The sequence below is a fragment of the Pelomonas sp. KK5 genome (assembly GCF_001984095.1).
GTDB lineage: Bacteria > Pseudomonadota > Gammaproteobacteria > Burkholderiales > Burkholderiaceae_C > KK5.
In genome coordinates this window covers 1-17,593 of record NZ_LYVQ01000030.1, presented here as the reverse complement: position 1 = coordinate 17,593, position 17,593 = coordinate 1, and the positions used below count along the sequence as shown (strand labels likewise).

17 protein-coding genes are annotated in these 17,593 nt (G+C 68.8%); 12 read left to right on the top strand and 5 right to left on the bottom strand.

The genetic code is table 11. The annotated features are described in order from the left end of the window. Positions 1–4 precede the first annotated feature (4 nt). Both B0W88_RS06690 and B0W88_RS06685 read right to left on the bottom strand, forming a co-directional pair. Positions 5–985: a homoserine kinase gene (locus B0W88_RS06690; RefSeq protein ID WP_077033881.1), complete on the bottom strand. Its 981-nt coding sequence runs from the start codon at positions 983–985 to the stop codon at positions 5–7. A gap of 43 nt (positions 986–1,028) precedes the next feature. Then, the gene (locus tag B0W88_RS06685) at positions 1,029–1,376 is read right to left on the bottom strand and encodes a hypothetical protein (protein WP_077033880.1); all 348 of its coding nucleotides are present in this window, start codon (positions 1,374–1,376) and stop codon (positions 1,029–1,031) included. A gap of 43 nt (positions 1,377–1,419) precedes the next feature. Here B0W88_RS06685 and polA point away from each other — a divergent pair, with 43 nt between their 5' ends. Continuing rightward, a complete protein-coding gene (gene polA / locus B0W88_RS06680; protein WP_077033901.1) occupies positions 1,420–4,167 on the top strand; it encodes a DNA polymerase I in 2,748 nt (915 codons plus the stop codon). Here the strand turns inward: polA and B0W88_RS06675 are convergent. Then, the gene (locus tag B0W88_RS06675) at positions 4,161–4,877 is read right to left on the bottom strand and encodes an ABC transporter substrate-binding protein (protein WP_077033879.1); all 717 of its coding nucleotides are present in this window, start codon (positions 4,875–4,877) and stop codon (positions 4,161–4,163) included. The genes polA and B0W88_RS06675 overlap by 7 nt on opposite strands. 83 nt (positions 4,878–4,960) lie before the next feature. On the opposite strand from B0W88_RS06675, the gene B0W88_RS06670 reads away from it, so the two are divergent. The 5 genes from B0W88_RS06670 to B0W88_RS06650 are packed head-to-tail and all read left to right on the top strand — an operon-like array spanning position 4,961 to position 9,361. Next, complete coding sequence (locus tag B0W88_RS06670) at positions 4,961–5,749, top strand: ABC transporter substrate-binding protein (protein WP_077033878.1); 789 nt, start codon at positions 4,961–4,963, stop codon at positions 5,747–5,749. Positions 5,750–5,786: 37 nt separating this feature from the next. Then, positions 5,787–7,043 (top strand): lipoprotein-releasing ABC transporter permease subunit, encoded by a 1,257-nt coding sequence (locus B0W88_RS06665; protein ID WP_077033877.1) that lies wholly within the window; start codon positions 5,787–5,789, stop codon positions 7,041–7,043. After that, positions 7,036–7,716 carry a lipoprotein-releasing ABC transporter ATP-binding protein LolD gene (gene lolD / locus B0W88_RS06660; RefSeq protein WP_077033876.1) on the top strand — a complete coding sequence of 227 codons (681 nt, stop codon included), beginning with the start codon at positions 7,036–7,038 and terminating at the stop codon, positions 7,714–7,716. The genes B0W88_RS06665 and lolD overlap by 8 nt, the downstream gene beginning before the upstream one ends. 3 nt (positions 7,717–7,719) lie before the next feature. Beyond that, the gene (gene purU / locus B0W88_RS06655; protein ID WP_077033875.1) at positions 7,720–8,574 is read left to right on the top strand and encodes a formyltetrahydrofolate deformylase; all 855 of its coding nucleotides are present in this window, start codon (positions 7,720–7,722) and stop codon (positions 8,572–8,574) included. Next, complete coding sequence (locus B0W88_RS06650; RefSeq protein WP_077033874.1) at positions 8,546–9,361, top strand: TatD family hydrolase; 816 nt, start codon at positions 8,546–8,548, stop codon at positions 9,359–9,361. Before purU ends, B0W88_RS06650 begins: the two co-directional genes overlap by 29 nt. Here B0W88_RS06650 and B0W88_RS06645 read toward each other — a convergent pair. Continuing rightward, positions 9,348–10,163 (bottom strand): sterol desaturase family protein, encoded by an 816-nt coding sequence (locus B0W88_RS06645; protein WP_077033873.1) that lies wholly within the window; start codon positions 10,161–10,163, stop codon positions 9,348–9,350. The two genes, B0W88_RS06650 and B0W88_RS06645, sit on opposite strands and share 14 nt — an antisense overlap. 14 nt (positions 10,164–10,177) lie before the next feature. Continuing rightward, on the bottom strand, positions 10,178–10,987 hold the full coding sequence (locus B0W88_RS06640) for a mechanosensitive ion channel family protein (RefSeq protein ID WP_077033872.1): 810 nt from the start codon (positions 10,985–10,987) through the stop codon (positions 10,178–10,180). Positions 10,988–11,067: 80 nt separating this feature from the next. Between B0W88_RS06640 and B0W88_RS06635 the strand changes: the two genes are divergently transcribed. Genes B0W88_RS06635 through B0W88_RS06610 form a run of 6 tightly spaced genes read left to right on the top strand, consistent with a single transcriptional unit; the run spans position 11,068 to position 17,516 of the window. After that, positions 11,068–11,556 (top strand): DNA-deoxyinosine glycosylase, encoded by a 489-nt coding sequence (locus B0W88_RS06635; protein ID WP_077033899.1) that lies wholly within the window; start codon positions 11,068–11,070, stop codon positions 11,554–11,556. Between the two features lie 20 nt (positions 11,557–11,576). Further along, on the top strand, positions 11,577–13,010 hold the full coding sequence (locus B0W88_RS06630; RefSeq protein WP_077033900.1) for an amidohydrolase family protein: 1,434 nt from the start codon (positions 11,577–11,579) through the stop codon (positions 13,008–13,010). Continuing rightward, on the top strand, positions 12,986–13,786 hold the full coding sequence (locus tag B0W88_RS06625) for a spermidine synthase (protein WP_077033871.1): 801 nt from the start codon (positions 12,986–12,988) through the stop codon (positions 13,784–13,786). Before B0W88_RS06630 ends, B0W88_RS06625 begins: the two co-directional genes overlap by 25 nt. 3 nt (positions 13,787–13,789) lie before the next feature. After that, entirely contained in the window at positions 13,790–15,586 is a 1,797-nt protein-coding gene (locus tag B0W88_RS06620) for a GspE/PulE family protein (protein ID WP_077033870.1), read from the top strand. A gap of 10 nt (positions 15,587–15,596) precedes the next feature. Continuing rightward, the gene (locus B0W88_RS06615; RefSeq protein ID WP_077033869.1) at positions 15,597–16,037 is read left to right on the top strand and encodes a tripartite tricarboxylate transporter TctB family protein; all 441 of its coding nucleotides are present in this window, start codon (positions 15,597–15,599) and stop codon (positions 16,035–16,037) included. Positions 16,038–16,061: 24 nt separating this feature from the next. Next, the gene (locus B0W88_RS06610) at positions 16,062–17,516 is read left to right on the top strand and encodes a tripartite tricarboxylate transporter permease (protein ID WP_077033868.1); all 1,455 of its coding nucleotides are present in this window, start codon (positions 16,062–16,064) and stop codon (positions 17,514–17,516) included. The last annotated feature ends 77 nt before the right edge of the window (positions 17,517–17,593 follow it).

The following is a 17,593-nucleotide window of genomic DNA, read 5'->3' as shown; positions in this document are numbered from 1 at the left end:
GGATTCAGGCAAGGGCGTGCCAGGGGTGCGCGATGCGCTCGCGCAGCACGCGTTCGAAATGGCCGGGGTCGTGGGGCTTCAGAACGCTGGCCTCGCGTGGCAGGTGGAAGTCCCACAGGCGGCTGATCCAGAAGCGCAGCGCGGCCGCGCGCAGCAGCGCGGGCAGCAGGCGGTGCTCGCCGCCGGTGAGCGGGCGCACCGATTCGTAGCTGCGCACGAAGGCGGCGGCGCGCGTCTCGTCGAGCCGGCCGCTGGCCAGGTCGATGCACCAGTCGTTCAGGCACACGCAGAGGTCGAACAGCCAGGTGTCCACGCAGCCGAAGTAGAAGTCGAAGAAGCCGCTGAGCTGCTCGCGGCCGGGCAGGCCCTCGAACATCACGTTGTCGCGAAACAGGTCGGCATGGATCGGCCCGCGGGGCAGTTCGGCATAGGTCTGGGACACGGCCAGCTGCTGCTGGTAGTCCAGCTCGGCCTGCAGCAGCGCGGCCGGCGCGGCCTCCATGAAAGGGAGCACCTGCGGCACCGTCTCCCCCCACCAGGCCAGGCCGCGCAGGTTGGGCTGGTGCATCGGGAAGTCCTGGCCGGCCAGGTGCAGCATCGCCAGCCGCGTGCCGACCTGTTCGCAATGGAAGACGTCGGGCGCCAGCTGGTGGCCGCCGCGCAGCTTGTTGACCAGCGCGGCCGGCTTGCCGGCCACCTCGAAGAGGATCTCGCCTCGGTCATCGGCCTGCGGATCGGGCACCGGCACGCCGTGCGAGGCCAGGTGCTTCATCAGCTGCAGGTAGAAGGGCAGTTGCTCGAAGCTCAGGCGCTCGAACACGGTCAGCACGAACTCGCCGCCGTGGCGCGGCGTGGCGCTGGTGACGAAGTAGTTGGTGTTCTCGATGCCGGCGCTGATGCCGCGCAGGGCCATCAGCTTGCCCAGGTGCAGGCGGTCCAGCAGGGATTGCGCCTGGGCGGGCGTGACTTCGGTGAATACGGCCATGGCGACTGCAGGCGGGGGTGTGGCCCCGCGAAAAGGGCAGGGGTCAGTAGTCGAGGAGGGACCAGACGCGGGTGCCGCGGTCACCGGCGCCATCGCCGCGCAGGCCGCGCGGCGGTTCGAACTTCGCGTCGCTGATCAGGATCTCGTAGTCGGGGATCAGCTTGTTCTTGAAGTGGACCTTGATCCGCTTGGTCTGCCCGCGCACCCGCAGTTCCTCGACCCGGACGTGGTCATCCTCGTTCACCAGCTCGTCGACCTTGCCGTCGGGCACCTCGTCCGGCAGCACGGTCCAGCCGGGCTTGACGGGTGGCGGTGTGGCCGGCTTCTCATCGGCCGCGTGGGCGAGGCCGGTGATCAGCAGGGAGGTCAGGAGAGCGGTGAGGCGAAGCATGATCCGGCCATTCTAGGGCCGCGGCGCGGCGACAATGACCCGCATGAGCGAAGCGACGAAACCCATCCTGCTGCTGGTCGACGGATCCAGCTATCTGTACCGCGCCTACCACGCGCTGCCCGACCTGCGCGGCCCCGAGGGCGTGCCCACCGGTGCGCTGCACGGCATGGTGGCGATGATGAAGAAGCTGCGCGAGCAGGTCGGCGCGGCCCACGCGGTGTGCGTGTTCGACGCCAAGGGCAAGACCTTCCGCGACGACTGGTACCCGGAGTACAAGGCCCAGCGCGCGCCGATGCCCGACGCACTGCGCGAGCAGATCGAGCCGATCCACGCGGTGGTGAGGCTGCTGGGCTGGCCGATCCTGGAGGTGCCCGGCATCGAGGCGGACGACGCCATCGGCACGCTGGCGCGGGTGGCCGCCGAGGCCGGCCACCGCGTCATCGTCTCCACCGGCGACAAGGACATGGCGCAGCTGGTCACCGCCGACGTGACGCTGATGAACACGATGAGCAACGAGTCGCTGGACATCGAGGGCGTAACGGCCAAGTTCGGCGTACCGCCGGAGCGGATCATCGATTACCTGACCTTGATGGGCGATACGGTGGACAACGTCCCCGGCGTCGAGAAGGTCGGCCCCAAGACTGCTGCCAAGTGGATCGCCGAGCACGGCTCGCTGGACGGCGTGATCGCCAATGCCGACAAGATCAAGGGCGTGGCCGGCGAGAACCTGCGCAAGGCGCTGGACTGGCTGCCGATGGGCCGCAAGCTGGTGACGATCCGCTGCGACTGCGATCTGGCCGGCCATGTCGAGAACTGGCCGGCGCTGGATGCGCTGGCGCTGAAGGATGTGGACCTCGACGGCCTGCGCGAGTTCTACGCCCGCATGGGCTTCAAGACCTGGCTGAAGGAACTCAGCCCCAAGGCTCCGGAACCGGTCAACGAGAACCTGTTCACCGACGCGCCGGTACCCGCGGCCACCAACGTCGAGCACCGCTACGACACGATCCTGGACTGGGCCCACTTCGACGTCTGGCTGGATCGTTTGAACGGGTCCGAGCTGACGGCACTCGACACCGAGACCGACTCGCTGGAGCCGATGCAGGCGCAGATCGTCGGCATCTCCTTTTCGGTGCGGGCCGGCGAGGCCGCCTACATCCCGCTGCGCCACAACGGCCCGGACGCGCCGGAGCAGTTGCCCATCGCCGAGGTGCTGGCGAAGCTCAAGCCCTGGCTGGAGGATGCCAGCAAGCCCAAGGTCGGCCAGAACCTGAAGTACGACACCCATGTGCTGGCCAACCACGGCATCGCGCTGCGCGGCGTGCGCCACGACACGATGCTGCAGAGCTATGTGCTGGAGTCCTGGCGCAACCACGGCCTGGGCGCCCTGGGCGAGCGGCTGCTGGGCCGCGCCGGCGTCAGCTACGAGGACCTGTGCGGCAAGGGCGTGCACCAGATCCCGTTCGCGCAGGTGGACGTGGCCAAGGCCGCGCACTATTCGGCCGAGGATTCGGACATGTGCCTGCAGGTGCACCAGATCCTGTGGCCGCGCATCGAGGCCGCACCGGGCCTGCTGAAGGTCTACCAGGACATCGAGATGCCGGTCAGCGACCTGCTGGCCCGCATCGAGCGCAACGGCGTGCTGATCGACGGCGCGCGGCTGCAGGCGCAGAGCCACGAACTGGCGCAGCGCCTGGTCGCGCTGGAGCAGGAGGCCTACACGATCGCCGGCCAGCCCTTCAACATGGGCAGCCCCAAGCAACTGGGCGAGATCCTGTTCGACAAGCTGGGCCTGCCGGCGATCAAGAAGACCGCCACCGGCGCCCGCTCCACCGACGAGGAAGTGCTCGCCAAGCTGGCCGAGGACTACCCGCTGCCGGCCAAGATCCTCGAGCACCGGGGCCTTGCCAAGCTCAAGAGCACCTACACCGACAAGCTGCCGCTGCAGGTCAACAAGCAGACCGGCCGCGTGCACACCAACTATGCGCAGGCGGTGGCGGTAACCGGGCGGCTCTCCAGCAACGACCCCAACCTGCAGAACATCCCGATCCGCACCGCCGAGGGCCGGCGCGTGCGCGAGGCCTTCGTGGCGCCGCCGGGGCATGTGGTGGTCAGCGCCGACTACTCGCAGATCGAGCTGCGCATCATGGCCGACATCAGCGAGGATCCGGGCATGCTGAAGGCCTTCGCCGATGGCATCGACATCCACCGCGCCACCGCCTCCGAGGTGTTCAACGTGGCGGTAGGCGAGGTGTCAGCCGAACATCGGCGTTATGCCAAGACCATCAACTTCGGCCTGATCTACGGCATGGGCGCTTTCGGCCTGGCGTCGAGCCTGGGCATCGAGCAGAAGGCGGCCAAGGACTACATCGACCGCTACTTCACCCGCTTCGCCGCCGTGCGCGACTACATGGAGCGCACCAAGCTCTTCGCCCGTGAGCACGGCTATGTGGAGACCCTGTTCGGCCGCCGCATCCACCTGCCCGAGATCAACGGCGGCAACGGCCCGCGCAAGGCCGCAGCCGAGCGCCAGGCGATCAACGCGCCGATGCAGGGCACGGCCTCCGACCTGATCAAGCTGGCGATGCTGGCGGTGCAGGCGGAGCTGGACCGGGCCGGCATGGGCACCCGCATCGTCATGCAGGTGCACGACGAACTGGTGTTCGAGGTGCCCGAGGCCGAGCTGGACTGGGTCAAGGCCGAGGTGCCGCGCCTGATGGCTGGCGTGGCGGCGCTGAAGGTGCCGCTGCTGGCGGAAGTGGGCGTGGGCGCCAACTGGGACGAGGCTCACTGAGCCTTGGCGGGGCTGGCCGCGAGCAGCTTGTTCTGCTCGGCCCAGATCCTGGCGATCTCGCCCCTGGCCGCCATCTCGGCCAGCGCCTTCTCGACGCGCACGGCGAGCTGCGCGTGCCGGCGGTTCAGCGAATGGAACAGGTCGCGCTCGATCAACGGCTCGGCCACCTTGCAGATGCCCGCCATGCCACCGGGGCCCAGCAGGGTCTCGGCCTCCAGCGGGTCGACCAGCATTGCGTCGACATGGCCCTTCTGCAGGCTGCGCAGCGCCTCGCGGCTGTCGCTGGCCGCCACCAGCGAGGAGGCCGGCAGGGTCATCTCGATCACCCGCACGCCGCGCAGGTAGGAGAAGTGCAGGCCCGCGGGGTCCAGGTGCGCAGGGCAGTCCCTGCCGCGCTGGTAGGCGAAGAACACGATGCGCTGCACCGGCACCTTGATCGGCAGCAGCTGGTCGAACTCCTGCAAGGCCTGCTCGGTGCGCATCAGGTCGCCGTCGGACTCGCCCTTGTTGGCCATCAGCAGCGAGCGGCGCAGCGGCACCAGCGTGAACTCGACCCTGATGCCGAGCCGGGCGTAGGCCTTGTCGAGCACGGCCATCGCGACGCGGGAGGACATGGTGTCCGAGCCGGTGATGCGCAGTTGCGCGTCGGCATCGGTTGCCACCGCAAGCAGGGCGCTGATCAGCAGCAGGAGGAGACGGCGGCACGCCATTTGCCGATTCTGCGGGAACACGCGATGCAAATCCATGCCGGTGCACTGCTGAAGTAATCACTTATATGAGCGGATAGGGGCCGATGCGAGCGTTCTTCTCCTGCCTGCTGGCGGCGCTGCTGGCACTGGCCCCGGCGGTCTCGTCGGCGGCTTGCCCGGCAAGGCCCTTGCGAGCCGCCCACCTGGAGTTCGGCCACTACTTCCACGGTGGCACCGGGCTGGAGGCCGACCTGCTGGCCGAACTGCGCAGGCGCAGCGGCTGCCGCATCGTCGGCGAGGTCTACCCGCGGGCGAGGACATGGGTGGAGCTCCAGAACGGCCGGATCGACATGGCGCTCTCGGTGATCCCCTCGCCTGAGCGCTCGGCCATCGGCTGGTTCCTGCCTTACGAGCAGGGCCGCAACATGGTGCTGGTCCGCGAGGACTCCCTGCCCGACGGGGTCGACGACATGGCCGGCTTCCTCGCCGCGCCGACGCTGCGCTGGGCCACCGTGCGGGGCTTCAGGCACGGGCACGCCTACGACGATTTCATCGCCGAGCTGGCCCGGCAGGGGCGGCTCGACACCGTCAACGACAGCCTGATCGAGTTCGACATGCTGCGTCGGGGCCGGGTCGCCGGCGTGCTGGCCTCGCCGATGGTCTATCGCTTCCAGCTGGGCGGCGACGCGATGGCCAGCCTGCGCGTGCTGGACTGGGCGCCGGGCAGCGAGCCCATCGTGGCGGGGCTGCTGCTGTCGCGCGCCAACTTCAATGCCGGCGACGCCCGCTACTGGCAGGGCCTGCTCGACGGCATCCGCCGCGACGGCACGATGCTGCGCCTGTTCCTGCGCTACCTGCCGCCGGATGAAGCCCGCGCCCACCAACTGCCCTGAGAGAGTGAGTGGAAGCGCTCGGTTAGCATCCCAGGCCATGAACTGGCCCTATGAATTGCAGATCGGCTGGCGTTACACCCGCGCCGGGCGCGGCGGGCGCCGCAACCGTTTCATTTCCTTCATCTCCGGCGTGTCGGTGCTCGGCATCGCGCTGGGCGTGGCGGCATTGATCATCGTGCTGTCGGTGATGAACGGCTTCCAGCGCGAGGTGCGCGAGCGCATGCTGTCGGTCGTCGCTCACGTGGAACTGCTGTCCTATGACGGCCAGGCGCTGCCGGACTGGCAGGCCACCGCGGCGAAGGCGCGCCAGAACCCGGCGGTCGTCGGCGCGGCGCCTTTCGTCGCGGCACAGGCGCTGATCGCGCGCGGCGACGAGATGCGCGGCGCCATCATCCGCGGCATCTCGCCGGCCGACGAGGCCACGGTCACGCCGCTGGCCGCGCAGCTGAAGGACGGCCCGCTGGCGAAGCTGCAGCCCGGCGGCTGGGGCATCGTGCTGGGCATCGAACTGGCCCGGTCCCTCGGCGTGCGCGAGGGCGACAAGATCACCTTGGTGGCACCCAGCGGCGACGTGACGCCGGCCGGCGTGACGCCGCGGCTCAAGCAGTTCACCGTGGTCGGCACCTTCTCGGCTGGCCACTACGAGTACGACAGCGGCCTGGCGCTGATCGCCATCGAGGACGCGGCCAAGCTGTTCCGCACCGGTGGGCCGAGCGGCGTGCAGCTGAAGCTGGCCGACGTGAACGCCGCCCGCGAGGTGGCCGGCGAGCTGGCCCGCGCGATGGGGCCGGACATCATGGTGCGCGACTGGACCCGCACCAATGCCAACTGGTTCGACGCCGTGCAGGTGGAGAAGCGGATGATGGGCATCATCCTGACGCTGATCGTCGCGGTGGCCGCCTTCAACCTGGTCTCCACGCTGGTGATGACGGTGACCGACAAGCAGGCGGATATCGCCATCCTGCGCACGCTGGGCGCCACGCCGCGCTCGATCCTGGGCATCTTCATGGTGCAGGGCGCGACGGCGGGCATCATCGGCACCTTCGCCGGCGTGCTGTTCGGCCTGCTGGTGGCCTACAACATCGATGTGATCGTGCCCTTCATCGAGCATGTGCTGCATGCCAGCCTGCTGCCGGCCAGCGTCTACCTGATCAGCCACATGCCCAGCGACCCGCAGCGCGGCGACATCATCCCGATCACGCTGATCTCGCTGCTGCTGGCCTTCATCTCCACCATCTACCCGAGCTGGCGCGCCAGCCGCGTGCAACCCGCTGAAGCTCTCCGTTATGAATGATTTCGTGTTGAAGGGCGAGGGGCTGTCGCGCCGCTTCCACGAGGGCGAGCTGGACGTGCAGGTGCTCACCGGCGTGGACATCGCCGTGCAGCGCGGGCAGACGCTGGCCATCGTCGGCGCCTCCGGCTCCGGCAAGTCCACACTGCTGCATCTGCTTGGCGGGCTGGACAAGCCCAGCGGCGGCAACGTCACGCTGATGGGCCGGCGCCTGGCGGAGATGAACGAGCAGCAGCTCGGCGCCTGGCGCAACGAGCACCTGGGCTTCGTCTACCAGTTCCACCACCTGCTGCCGGAATTCAGCGCGCTGGACAACGTGGCCATGCCGCTGCGCATCCGCCGCATGCCGCAGGAGCAGGCGCGCGAGCAGGCCGCGGCCATGCTGGCGCGCGTGGGCCTGGGCGGGCGAGTGAAGCACCGGCCGGCGGAACTCTCCGGCGGCGAGCGCCAGCGGGTGGCGATCGCCCGCGCGCTGGTGGCCAAGCCCGCCTGCGTGCTGGCCGACGAGCCCACCGGCAACCTCGACCGCAGCACCGCCCAGGCGGTGTTCGAGCTGATGCTGGAGCGCGCCAGCGAGCAGGGCACAGCCTTCGTGATGGTCACGCATGACCAGACGCTCGCCAGCCAGTGCGGCACGCAGCTGCAACTGGTCGGCGGCCATGTCCAATTGAACTGAACCATGACCCAACGTTTCATCCTCAAGCTCAGCTGCCCCGACCGGGCCGGCATCGTCCACGCCGTCACCGGCTTCCTGCTGGAGCAGGGCGGCAACATCCTCACCTCGGCCCAGCACGGCGACCCGGACCACAGCCGCTTCTTCATGCGCATCGAGTTCGAGAGCGGCGCCGCGCTGGCGGCGATGCGTGAGGGCTTCGCGCCGCTGGCCGCGCAGCTGCAGATGGACTGGGAGCTGGTGGACGGCGCCGCGAAGACGCGGGTGCTGCTGCTGGTCTCCAAGCTGGGCCACTGCCTGAACGATCTGCTGTTCCGCGTGCAGACCGGGCACCTCCCTATCGAGATCCCGGCCATCGTCAGCAACCACCGCGACTTCTACCAGCTGGCTGCCTCGCACAACATTCCCTTCCACCACTTCCCGCTGCTGGCCGCCACGGCCGAGCAGAAGGCGGCGCAGGAGAAGAAGATCATCGAGGTGATCGAGGAGAACCGCATCGAGCTGGTCGTGCTGGCCCGCTACATGCAGATCCTGTCTCCTGAACTATGCCGTTACCTGAGCGGACGGGCGATCAACATCCACCACAGCTTCCTGCCCAGCTTCAAGGGCGCAAAGCCTTACCACCAGGCGTACGAGCGCGGCGTCAAGCTGATCGGCGCCACGGCGCACTACGTGACCTCGGACCTCGACGAGGGCCCGATCATCGAGCAGGAAGTGGCGCGCATCGACCACAGCCTGCCGCCGGAACAGCTGGTGTCGATCGGGCGCGATGTGGAGTGCGTGACGCTGGCCCGCGCGATCCAGTGGCATGCCGAACACCGGGTGCTGATGAATGGCAAGCGCACCGTCGTTTTCCGATAGCCACTGCCATCTCGACGCGCCCGAGTTCGATGCGGACCGGGATGCGGTGGTGGCGCGGGCCCGGGCAGCCGGCGTGACGCAGATCGTGATCCCGGCCGTCGGCGCCTTCGACTTCGACAGCGTGCGCGAGCTGGCGCACCGTCACGGCTTTGTCTACGCCCTGGGTATCCATCCGCTGTTCGTGATGAAGGCCGAGGACGGTGACCTGGACCTGCTGGCGCGACAGCTGGAGCAGCATGCGATGGATCCCCGGCTGGTGGGCATCGGCGAGATCGGGCTGGACTACTTCGTCGACGGCATCGACGACGCGCGCCAGCGGCACTTCTATCTGGAGCAGCTGAAGCTGGCGCGCCGCTTCGAGCTGCCGGTGATCGTGCACGTGCGCAAGAGCGCCGATCAGTTGCTGGCCGGCCTGCGGCGCATCCCGGTGCGCGGCGGCATCGCCCACGCCTTCAACGGCAGCCGCCAGCAGGCGGACGAGTTCGTCAAGCTGGGCTTCAAGCTCGGTTTCGGCGGTACGCTGACTTTCGATCGCTCGCTGAACATCCGCCGCCTGGCGGCCGAGTTGCCGCCCGAGGCGCTGGTGCTGGAGACCGATGCGCCGGACATCCCGCCGCAATGGCTTTACAAGACGGCCGAGGAAAGGGCGGCCGGCGCGACGATGCGCAACGAGCCGGCGGAACTGCCGCGCATCGCGGGCGAACTCGCTGCGCTGCGGGGCTGGACGCTGGAACAGACGGCGGCGACCACCACCGCGAATACCCGGGCGGCGCTCAGGTTTCCTTGATCGGTGCAGCCGGTCGCCGCATCGGCAGCAGCGGATCGACCAACTGCCCGACGAAGCTGTCCACCGGCGGCTTGTCCACGCCATAGACCGGCGGAAAGTGCTTCGGCAGCCAGAAGGTGCCGAACATCATGTCGATGAAGGGGAAGATCGCGGCGAAGTTGCGGTCGCGGTGCTCGTCGTTGGTGTGGTGCCAGTGGTGAAAGGCTGGTGTGGCGATCAGGTACTCCAGCCAGCCGAAGCGCCAGCGCACATTGGCATGGATGACGAAGCTCCACAGGCCCATGAACAGCGAGAGCAGCGCAGGCAAGCCCTGACCCCCGCGGGCCTGGGCCAGGCCCAGCGCGAACAGCGGCGCCAGGCCCATCAGCCGGGTGAAGACCAGGTCGATCGGATGGGCGCGGGTGTTGACCAGCCAGTCCACATGGGTCGGGCTGTGGTGGACCACGTGGAAGCGCCAGAGCCAGAGCAGCTTGTGGCTGAGCCGATGGCCCCAGTAGGCGCCGATGTCGCCGATGACGATGGCCAGCGGCAGGCTCAGCCAGAAGGGCAGGCTCACCGCGGCCTGCACAACCGCTTGCGGCACGAGCCTGTTGGCCAGCAGGGCCAGGCCGGTCACGGGAATCGTCAGCAGCGCCGACAGGCCCAGGCCGTTGAGGAAGTAGTAGCCGAGGTCGTTCCAGAACTCCTTGCGCAGCACCCGCTCCTGGCGCAGGGCGAAGAAGCGCTCCAGCGGCACGAACACGGCCGCATAGACGGCCAGTTGCACGGCCGCCTGGAGGAACTGGCGCAGGAGGTCGTTCATGGCCTTCGGCTGCTTCAGCGGTTGCGCGGCGCGACCGGCGTCTCGGGCACCGGATAGCCGGCCGCGCCGAAGGTGGCGACGATGGCGCGATGCGTGTCGAAATAGACCTGCCAGTAGTGGTCGGTGTGCGCATAGGGGCGCACGGCCAGCAGCGGGCCCTCGGGCGTGAAGCTGAGGATCTCGACATCCGGCGCGGGCGCGGCCACGACATTCGGGATCTGCGCGACGGCCGCCTTCAGCCGCGCGATGGCGTCCAGCGGATCCACGCTGTTGGCGACCTTGGCCGTGCAGTCGACCCGGCGGGAGGGCAGGGCGGAGAAGTTCTGGATCGTGTCGGAGAAGATCTTGTTGTTGCCGACGATGGTCTGCACCGAGTCGCCGGTGATGATGGTGGTGCCGAACAGGCCGATCTCCTGCACCGTCCCGGTGACGCCGCCGACCTGCACGAAATCGCCCACCTTGAAGGGCCGGAGCACCTGCATGAAGACGCCGGCGGCGAAGTGGGTCAGCAGGCCGCCCCAGGCGGTGCCGATCGCCAGGCCCGCGCCCGCCAGCAGCGCGGCGAAGGAGGTGGTCTGCACGCCGAAGATGCCTAGCACCGCCAGTGCCAGGATGATGGTCAGCGTGACGCTGAGGATCGAGCGCAGGTAGTTGGACAGCGTGGCGTCGATCTTCTTGCCGCGCTCCAGGGCGCCGGTGAAGATCCTGACGGTGATGGAGATCAGCCAGCGGCCGACGATCCAGGCGACCAGCGCGCCGAGGACTTTGAGGCCGAAGTCCACGCCCTGCGTGCTCAGGAAAAGCCAGATCGCTTCAGTGTTCATAATCGGTCCCTGTGATTGAAGAAGACGACTCGGATGGCGGCGCCGGTATCAGCGCGCCACGCATCATCGCAAGCCCCTCCGTGCGGCTGCAAGGCTTGGACCCCCATGTTTCGAGGACCACGAGGCTGCTGATCCTGGGCAGTTTTCCCGGTATCGCTTCATTGCGTGCGGCCCAGTACTACGGCCACCCGCGCAACCAGTTCTGGCCGCTGACCGGCGAGGCCCTGGGGCTGCCGCTGGCGCAGGCGGACTACGCGACGCGCCTGGCCCTGCTGGCCGCGCACGGGGTCGGCCTGTGGGACGTGATCACCGAGACGGAGCGCGAGGGCAGCCTGGACAGCAATATCCGCGACCCGCGCGCCAGCGACCTGCGGGCGCTGATCGAACAACTGCCGGCACTGCGCACGATCGCCTTCAACGGCGGCACGGCGCACCGCATCGGCCTGCGCCAGCTGGGCGATGCGGCCGGCCGCCTGCGCATCCTGGCCCTGCCGTCCTCCAGCCCCGCCTACACGCTGCCCTACGCCACGAAGCTCGAGGCCTGGCGGCAGCTCAGCGACACTGAATGACGATGAAGAAGATGATGACGATGAAACTGAAAGCGCTGGCCCTGCTGGCGGCCCTCACGACGGCTGCCGTGGCGCAGGCGGCAAAGCCCATCGAGGTGGACCTGCTGCTCAAGGGTGGCACCCTGGTCCAGGTGGAGCAGGGACGCACCCGATCCGGCATGAATGTGCTGACGCGCGGCGACCGCATCGTCGCCATCGTCGACGACCGGCAGCTCGCGCGCTACAAGCCGCGCCGCGTCGTCGATGTCCGTGGCCGTTTCGTGATGCCGGGCCTGTGGGACAACCACATCCATCTCGGCGGCGCCGAGCTGGTGGAGGACAACCGCCACCTGCTGCCGCTGTACCTGGCCCACGGCGTGACGACGGTGCGCGACTGCGCGGGCGACCTGACCGACACGGTCTTCCAGTGGCGCGACGACATCGCCGCCGGCCGCATGCAGGGCCCGACGATCTTCATGTCCGGCGCCAAGCTGGAGGGCTACAAGCCGCTGTGGAAGGGCACCATCGAAGTGGGCACACCGCAGGAGGTCACGCAGGCCCTCGACGGGCTGCAGGCCCGCCATGCGGACTTCGTCAAGATCACGGACAACACCCTGAAGCCGGAGATCTTCATCGAGGCCCTGCAGCAGGCGCGCCAGCGCGGCCTGCGCACCTCGGCTCATCTGCCTGCGGCGGTCACGCTGGCCGAGGCGGCGGAGGCCGGCCTGGGCACCGTCGAGCATCTCAGTTATGTGGTGCGCGCCGGCAGCCCGCACGAGGCCGAACTGGCCGCCGCCGTGAAGGCGGGCCAGATGACGGGCCGCGCGGCGGCCGAGCAGAGCCTGGCCGAGTTCGACGAAGCCACCGCCCGCGCCACCTATCGCAAGCTCGCGGCGGCGGGGACGGCCGTGGTGCCGACGCTGTCGGTGCTGCGCGCCACCGCCTACCTGGACCAGGACGACCATGCCCACGACGAGTTCCTGAGCTACCTGAGCCCCAAGTTCCGCGCTACCTACGACTGGCGCGTGCAGCGCGCCGCGCAGGACGGGCCGGCGGCCATCGCCTACCGGCATGCCAACGTCGAGAAGGCCGCCTCGCTGCTGCCGGTGCTGGCGCAGGAGGGCGTGACCATCATTGCCGGCACGGACGCCGGCTGGCTCAACTCCTTCGACTATCCGGGCCAGTCGCTGCATGAGGAACTGGCGCTGTACGTGCGCTACGGCCTGACGCCGCAGCAGGCGCTGGCTGCCTCGGTGCTGGCCGGTCCGCGCTTCCTGGGCAAGCAGGCCCCCTACGGCGACCTGGCCGAGGGCAAGGCCGCGGACATCCTGGTGCTGGACGCTGACCCGCTGCAGGACATCGCCGCCACCCGCAAGATCCGCGCGGTGATGAGCCATGGCCGCCTGATGGATCGTGCCGAACTGGACCGCATGCTCAAGGAGACCCGCGCATGGGCCGCGACGCAAAGCCTGTGAAGCGCCAGGGCTGGGCGCCCGCCACGCTGTCGGAGTACGACGGCGTGCGCTTCCTGCACCTCGACTCGATCTGGGTGCAGGGCGCGATGCGCATCAGGAAACCCCAGCAGCTGGAGCTGGAGTACATCCAGCGCATGATGGCCTGGATGCTGTGGCGCGACGCTGCCGAATTGAGCGCCGGTCACGCGATCCAACTGGGCTTGGGTGCCGCCGCGATCACGCGTTTTTGTCACAAGGTGTTGCGCATGCAGACCACCGCGGTGGAGATCAACCCCACCGTGATCGCCGCATGCCGGGCCTGGTTCCACCTGCCGGAGAACGACCGCCTGCTGACGGTGGTGAACGCCGACGCCGCGGAATGGGTCGCTAACGCCGAGCCTCAGCAGGCCCAGGTGCTCAACGTCGATCTCTACGACCACGAGGCCGCGTCCCCCGTGCTGGACGACGAAAACTTCTATGCGGGCTGCCGCGCGCTGCTCGCCGAGGGCGGGCTGATGACGGTCAACCTGTTCGGCCGTGACGCCAGCTTCGCGCGCAGCGCGCTGCGCATCGCGCGGGTGTTCGGATCAGACCAGGTGTGGAGCCTGGCGCCCACCAAGGAGGGCAATACGGTGGTGGTCGCGGCACGAGGCGTGCGGGTTCCCGAGCGGGAGGAACTGGAGCGTCGAGCGGCTAATATCGAGGCGCTGTATGGGGGGCATGGCCTGCCGGCGCGCAAGTGGTTGCGCCTGGTGAGGCCGCTGCCGCTGAGCATCGTCAACCAGTTGCACGCCTGAGCCATGAACACCACAGTCTTGCCCAAGCCCGCGGCGGCCGGGCCCAAGCCGGAAGGGCGCCTGGACTGGCGGCTGCTGCTGCGCTGGCTGCGCGAGGACGGGCTGATCGACGAGACCCAGGCCCAGCGCACCGAGCAGCGCTTCTCCTCCGGTGACAGTTCCCTGCATCCGCTGGTGCGCCTGGGCCATGCCGGCCTGGTGCGCGCCGGCACGAGCAAGGCGCTGGACGTGGACTCGCTGTCCGACTGGCTGGCCAAGCGCGCCGGCCTGCCTTTCCTGCGCATCGACCCGCTGAAGGTGGACGTGGGCCGCGTGGCCGAGATCATGTCGGGCGGCTATGCCGAGGCCAAGCGCTGCCTGCCCGTGCTGATCGGGCTGAACGAGGTGACCATCGCCACCTCCGAGCCTTTCGATACCGGCTGGGTTGCGCAGATCGAGTCGCACACCCGCAAGACGATCCGGCTGGTCATCTCCAACCCGCTGGACATTGCCCGCTATACGACCGAGTTCTTCACGCTGGCCAAGACGGTGCGCGCCGCGGCCAAGCAGGGCGAAGCCACGCAGGTGGCGAGCTTCGAGCAACTGGTCGAGCTCGGCAAGACGAACAAGCAGCTCGATGCCAACGACCAGGCGGTGGTGCAGGTGGTCGACTGGCTGTGGCAGTACGCCTTCGACCAGCGCGCGTCCGACATCCACCTGGAGCCGCGCCGCGAGATGGGCGTGATCCGCTTCCGCATCGACGGTGTCCTGCACACCGTCTACCAGCTGCCGGCCACGGTGATGGCCGCGATGATCTCGCGCATCAAGCTGCTGGGGCGCATGGACGTGGTCGAGCGCCGGCGTCCGCTGGACGGGCGCATCAAGACGCGCAACCCGGCCGGCGACGAGGTGGAGATGCGGCTGTCCACGCTGCCTACCGCGTTCGGCGAGAAGATGGTGATGCGGATCTTCGACCCGGACACGGCGGTCAAGGATCTCAGCATGCTGGGCTTCTCCCCGCACGACAGCGAGCGCTGGGAGCGGCTGGTGACGCAGGCCCACGGCATCATCCTGGTGACCGGGCCCACCGGCAGCGGCAAGACGACGACGCTGTACTCCACGCTCAAGCGCCTGGCCACCGACGAGGTCAATGTCTGCACGATCGAAGACCCGATCGAGATGATCGAGCCGGCCTTCAACCAGACCCAGGCCCAGCCGGCGCTGGAGTTCGGTTTCGCCGAAGGCCTGAGGGCGCTGATGCGGCAGGACCCGGACATCATCATGGTCGGCGAGATCCGCGACCTGGCCACGGCCGAGATGGCGATCCAGGCGGCGCTGACCGGGCATCTGGTCTTCAGCACCCTGCACACCAACGACGCGGCCGCGGCCATCACCCGGCTGACCGACCTGGGCGTGCCCTCCTACCTGATCAGCGCCACCGTCATCGGCGTGCTCGCGCAGCGCCTGGTGCGCACGCTGTGCAACCAGTGCAAGCAGCCGGATCCGAACGTGACCCGTGAGTCGCTCAACGACATGCTCAAGCACTGGCGGATGAACGGCGGCGTGAAGCCCTACAAGCCGGTCGGCTGCCTTGAGTGCCGCAACACCGGCTACCGCGGCCGTGCGGGCCTGTACGAGCTGATGAGCGTCAACGAGGCGGTCAAGAAGCACCTGCATCCGGTGCCGGACCTGGCCGCGCTGCGCCGCCAGGCCGCGCAGGAAGGGCTGCGTCCGCTGCGCCTGGCGGGCGCGATGAAGGTGGCCGAGGGCGTGACGACGCTGGAGGAAGTCCTGCGCAACACACCGCAATGGGAAGCCTGAGTCGGCGTCGATGAAGCTCAAGAGCCAACGGGACTTCTGGTCCGGCCTGCTGTTCGTCCTGATCGGCCTCGCATTCGCCTGGCTTGCCACCGGTCGTGATTTCGGTGACGCCGCCGAGCCGGGGCCAGGGCTGCTGCCCTTCGGCCTTGGCCTGCTGCTGGCGCTCCTGGGTGGCCTGCTGCTGTTCAAGGCGCTGGCCATCGAGTCCGAGCGGGGCAACCCGATCGCCCGGATCGCCTGGCGTCCCCTGCTGATGAGCATGGCCGCCATCGCCGCCTTCGGCTATGGCCTGCCGAGGCTGGGCCTGACCGCAGCCGTGCCGGGCGCGATGCTGTTCGCGCTTTTGGCAGCCGGCGTCGACGACTGGCGCGCGCTGCTGGGCGGCATGGTGCTTGCGACCTTGCTGACCGGCCTGCTGGTGGCGTGGGTGCCGCTGGCCCCGGCGCCCTGATCTCCTCCTGTTCGCGGCACCGGCATGGATCTGTTGAGCAAGCTGTCTCTTGGTTTTCACGCCGCGCTGGGCGCAAGGCAACTGCTGGCCTTGCTGTGCGGCTGCCTGCTGGGCCTGCTGGCGGGGCAGCGCCGCCGGCTCTCGCCGATGTCGGTGCTGGCCTTGTTGCTGCCGCTCGTGCCCGCCATGGACGCGCTGTCGGCGCTGGCGATGCTGGCGGCGGTGGCCTATGGCTCGGCCTGGGGGCAGACGCTGGCGCATCGGCCTGCGCTCGGCTTTCGGGGCCGGGCGCAATTCGCGCCCCTGCTCGCGGGCGCGGCCGGCGCCGTGGGCACGCTGGCTCTCGCACTGTTCGCGCAGCCCCTGGCGGCCCTGGCCTTCGACCTTGGGGCGGCCGACGACTTCGCGTTGATGGTCTTCGTCCTCGTGGGCGCCACTGTGCTGGGGCCCGGCTCCGTGCTTGTCTCGCTGGCGATGGCGGTACTGGGCCTGCTGGTGGCGCAACTGGCTCAGCGAGCCGGGGCTGGAGGCCTCTTCGCGGCCGGACTTCCGCAGATCGGGCAGGGCGTCCCGTTGGTGCCCTTGATGATCGGACTGTTCGCCGGCGCAGAACTGATCGACAAGCGGATACCGGTGGACGCAGCGAATCCGCCGCCGATGCCCGCCGCGGGGGAGACACCGCCAGTGACCGAACTGCCGCGTCGTTCTGCCGCCGTGGCCTCGGCACGAGGCCTGCTGGCCGGGCTGGTGCTGGGCCTGCTGCCCGGCGCGGGTGCGCGTCTGGCAGCGGCCCTGGGCCGGGGAGTCGAGACGCGCCTGCGCGGTGATGACGAGCGTGCGCGTTGCGGTGAACTGGCAAGCGTGGCTGCCGGACACGCGGGCAGCCACACGGCCTTCATTCCGATGCTGATGCTCGGCGCACCCATCAATGCCGTGATGGCCTTGCTGTTTGCGGCGATGGCCATCAAGGGCGAACCGAGCGGGCCGCTGCTTCTGACCGGGCAGCCGCAGATCTTCTGGGGCCTGTGTGCGTCGATGTGGGTCGGCTGTCTCGTGCTGACGGTGCTCGGACACCTGCGTCTGATCCCGGGCCGGGAGCGGCAGGGGCCGGGGCACCGGTGGATCTCTGCCCCGCTGCTGGTGGCCTGCTGCGCGGGCGCGGCGGCTGGTGGCCCTGATGCCTACCCCGGCTTCAGTGTCGCTGTGATGGGCGGGGCCGCGCTGGCGGGCTATGTCTTTCGCAAGCTCAGTTGCCAGGCCGCGCCGTTCGCGCTGGCCTTCATCCTTGGACCTCATATGGAGGGCCACCTGCGTCACGCGCTGCAACTCAGTTCAGGAGACTGGCGTGTCTTCCTTGAGCGGCCGGTCGCCCTGTCGCTGCTGCTGATCACGGTAGCCCTGGTGCTGCTGAGCCTTCTGCCCTTCGTCAGGCGTGTGCGAGAGCGGGTCTTCGGGCAGCCCTGGCTGGCTGATGATTGAAGCCCCGGACAGAAAGTTTGCGAAAGTCTTGTGACGGCCAAAAAAGCTGTGCTACAGTAGCGGGCTTCGCTGATCAA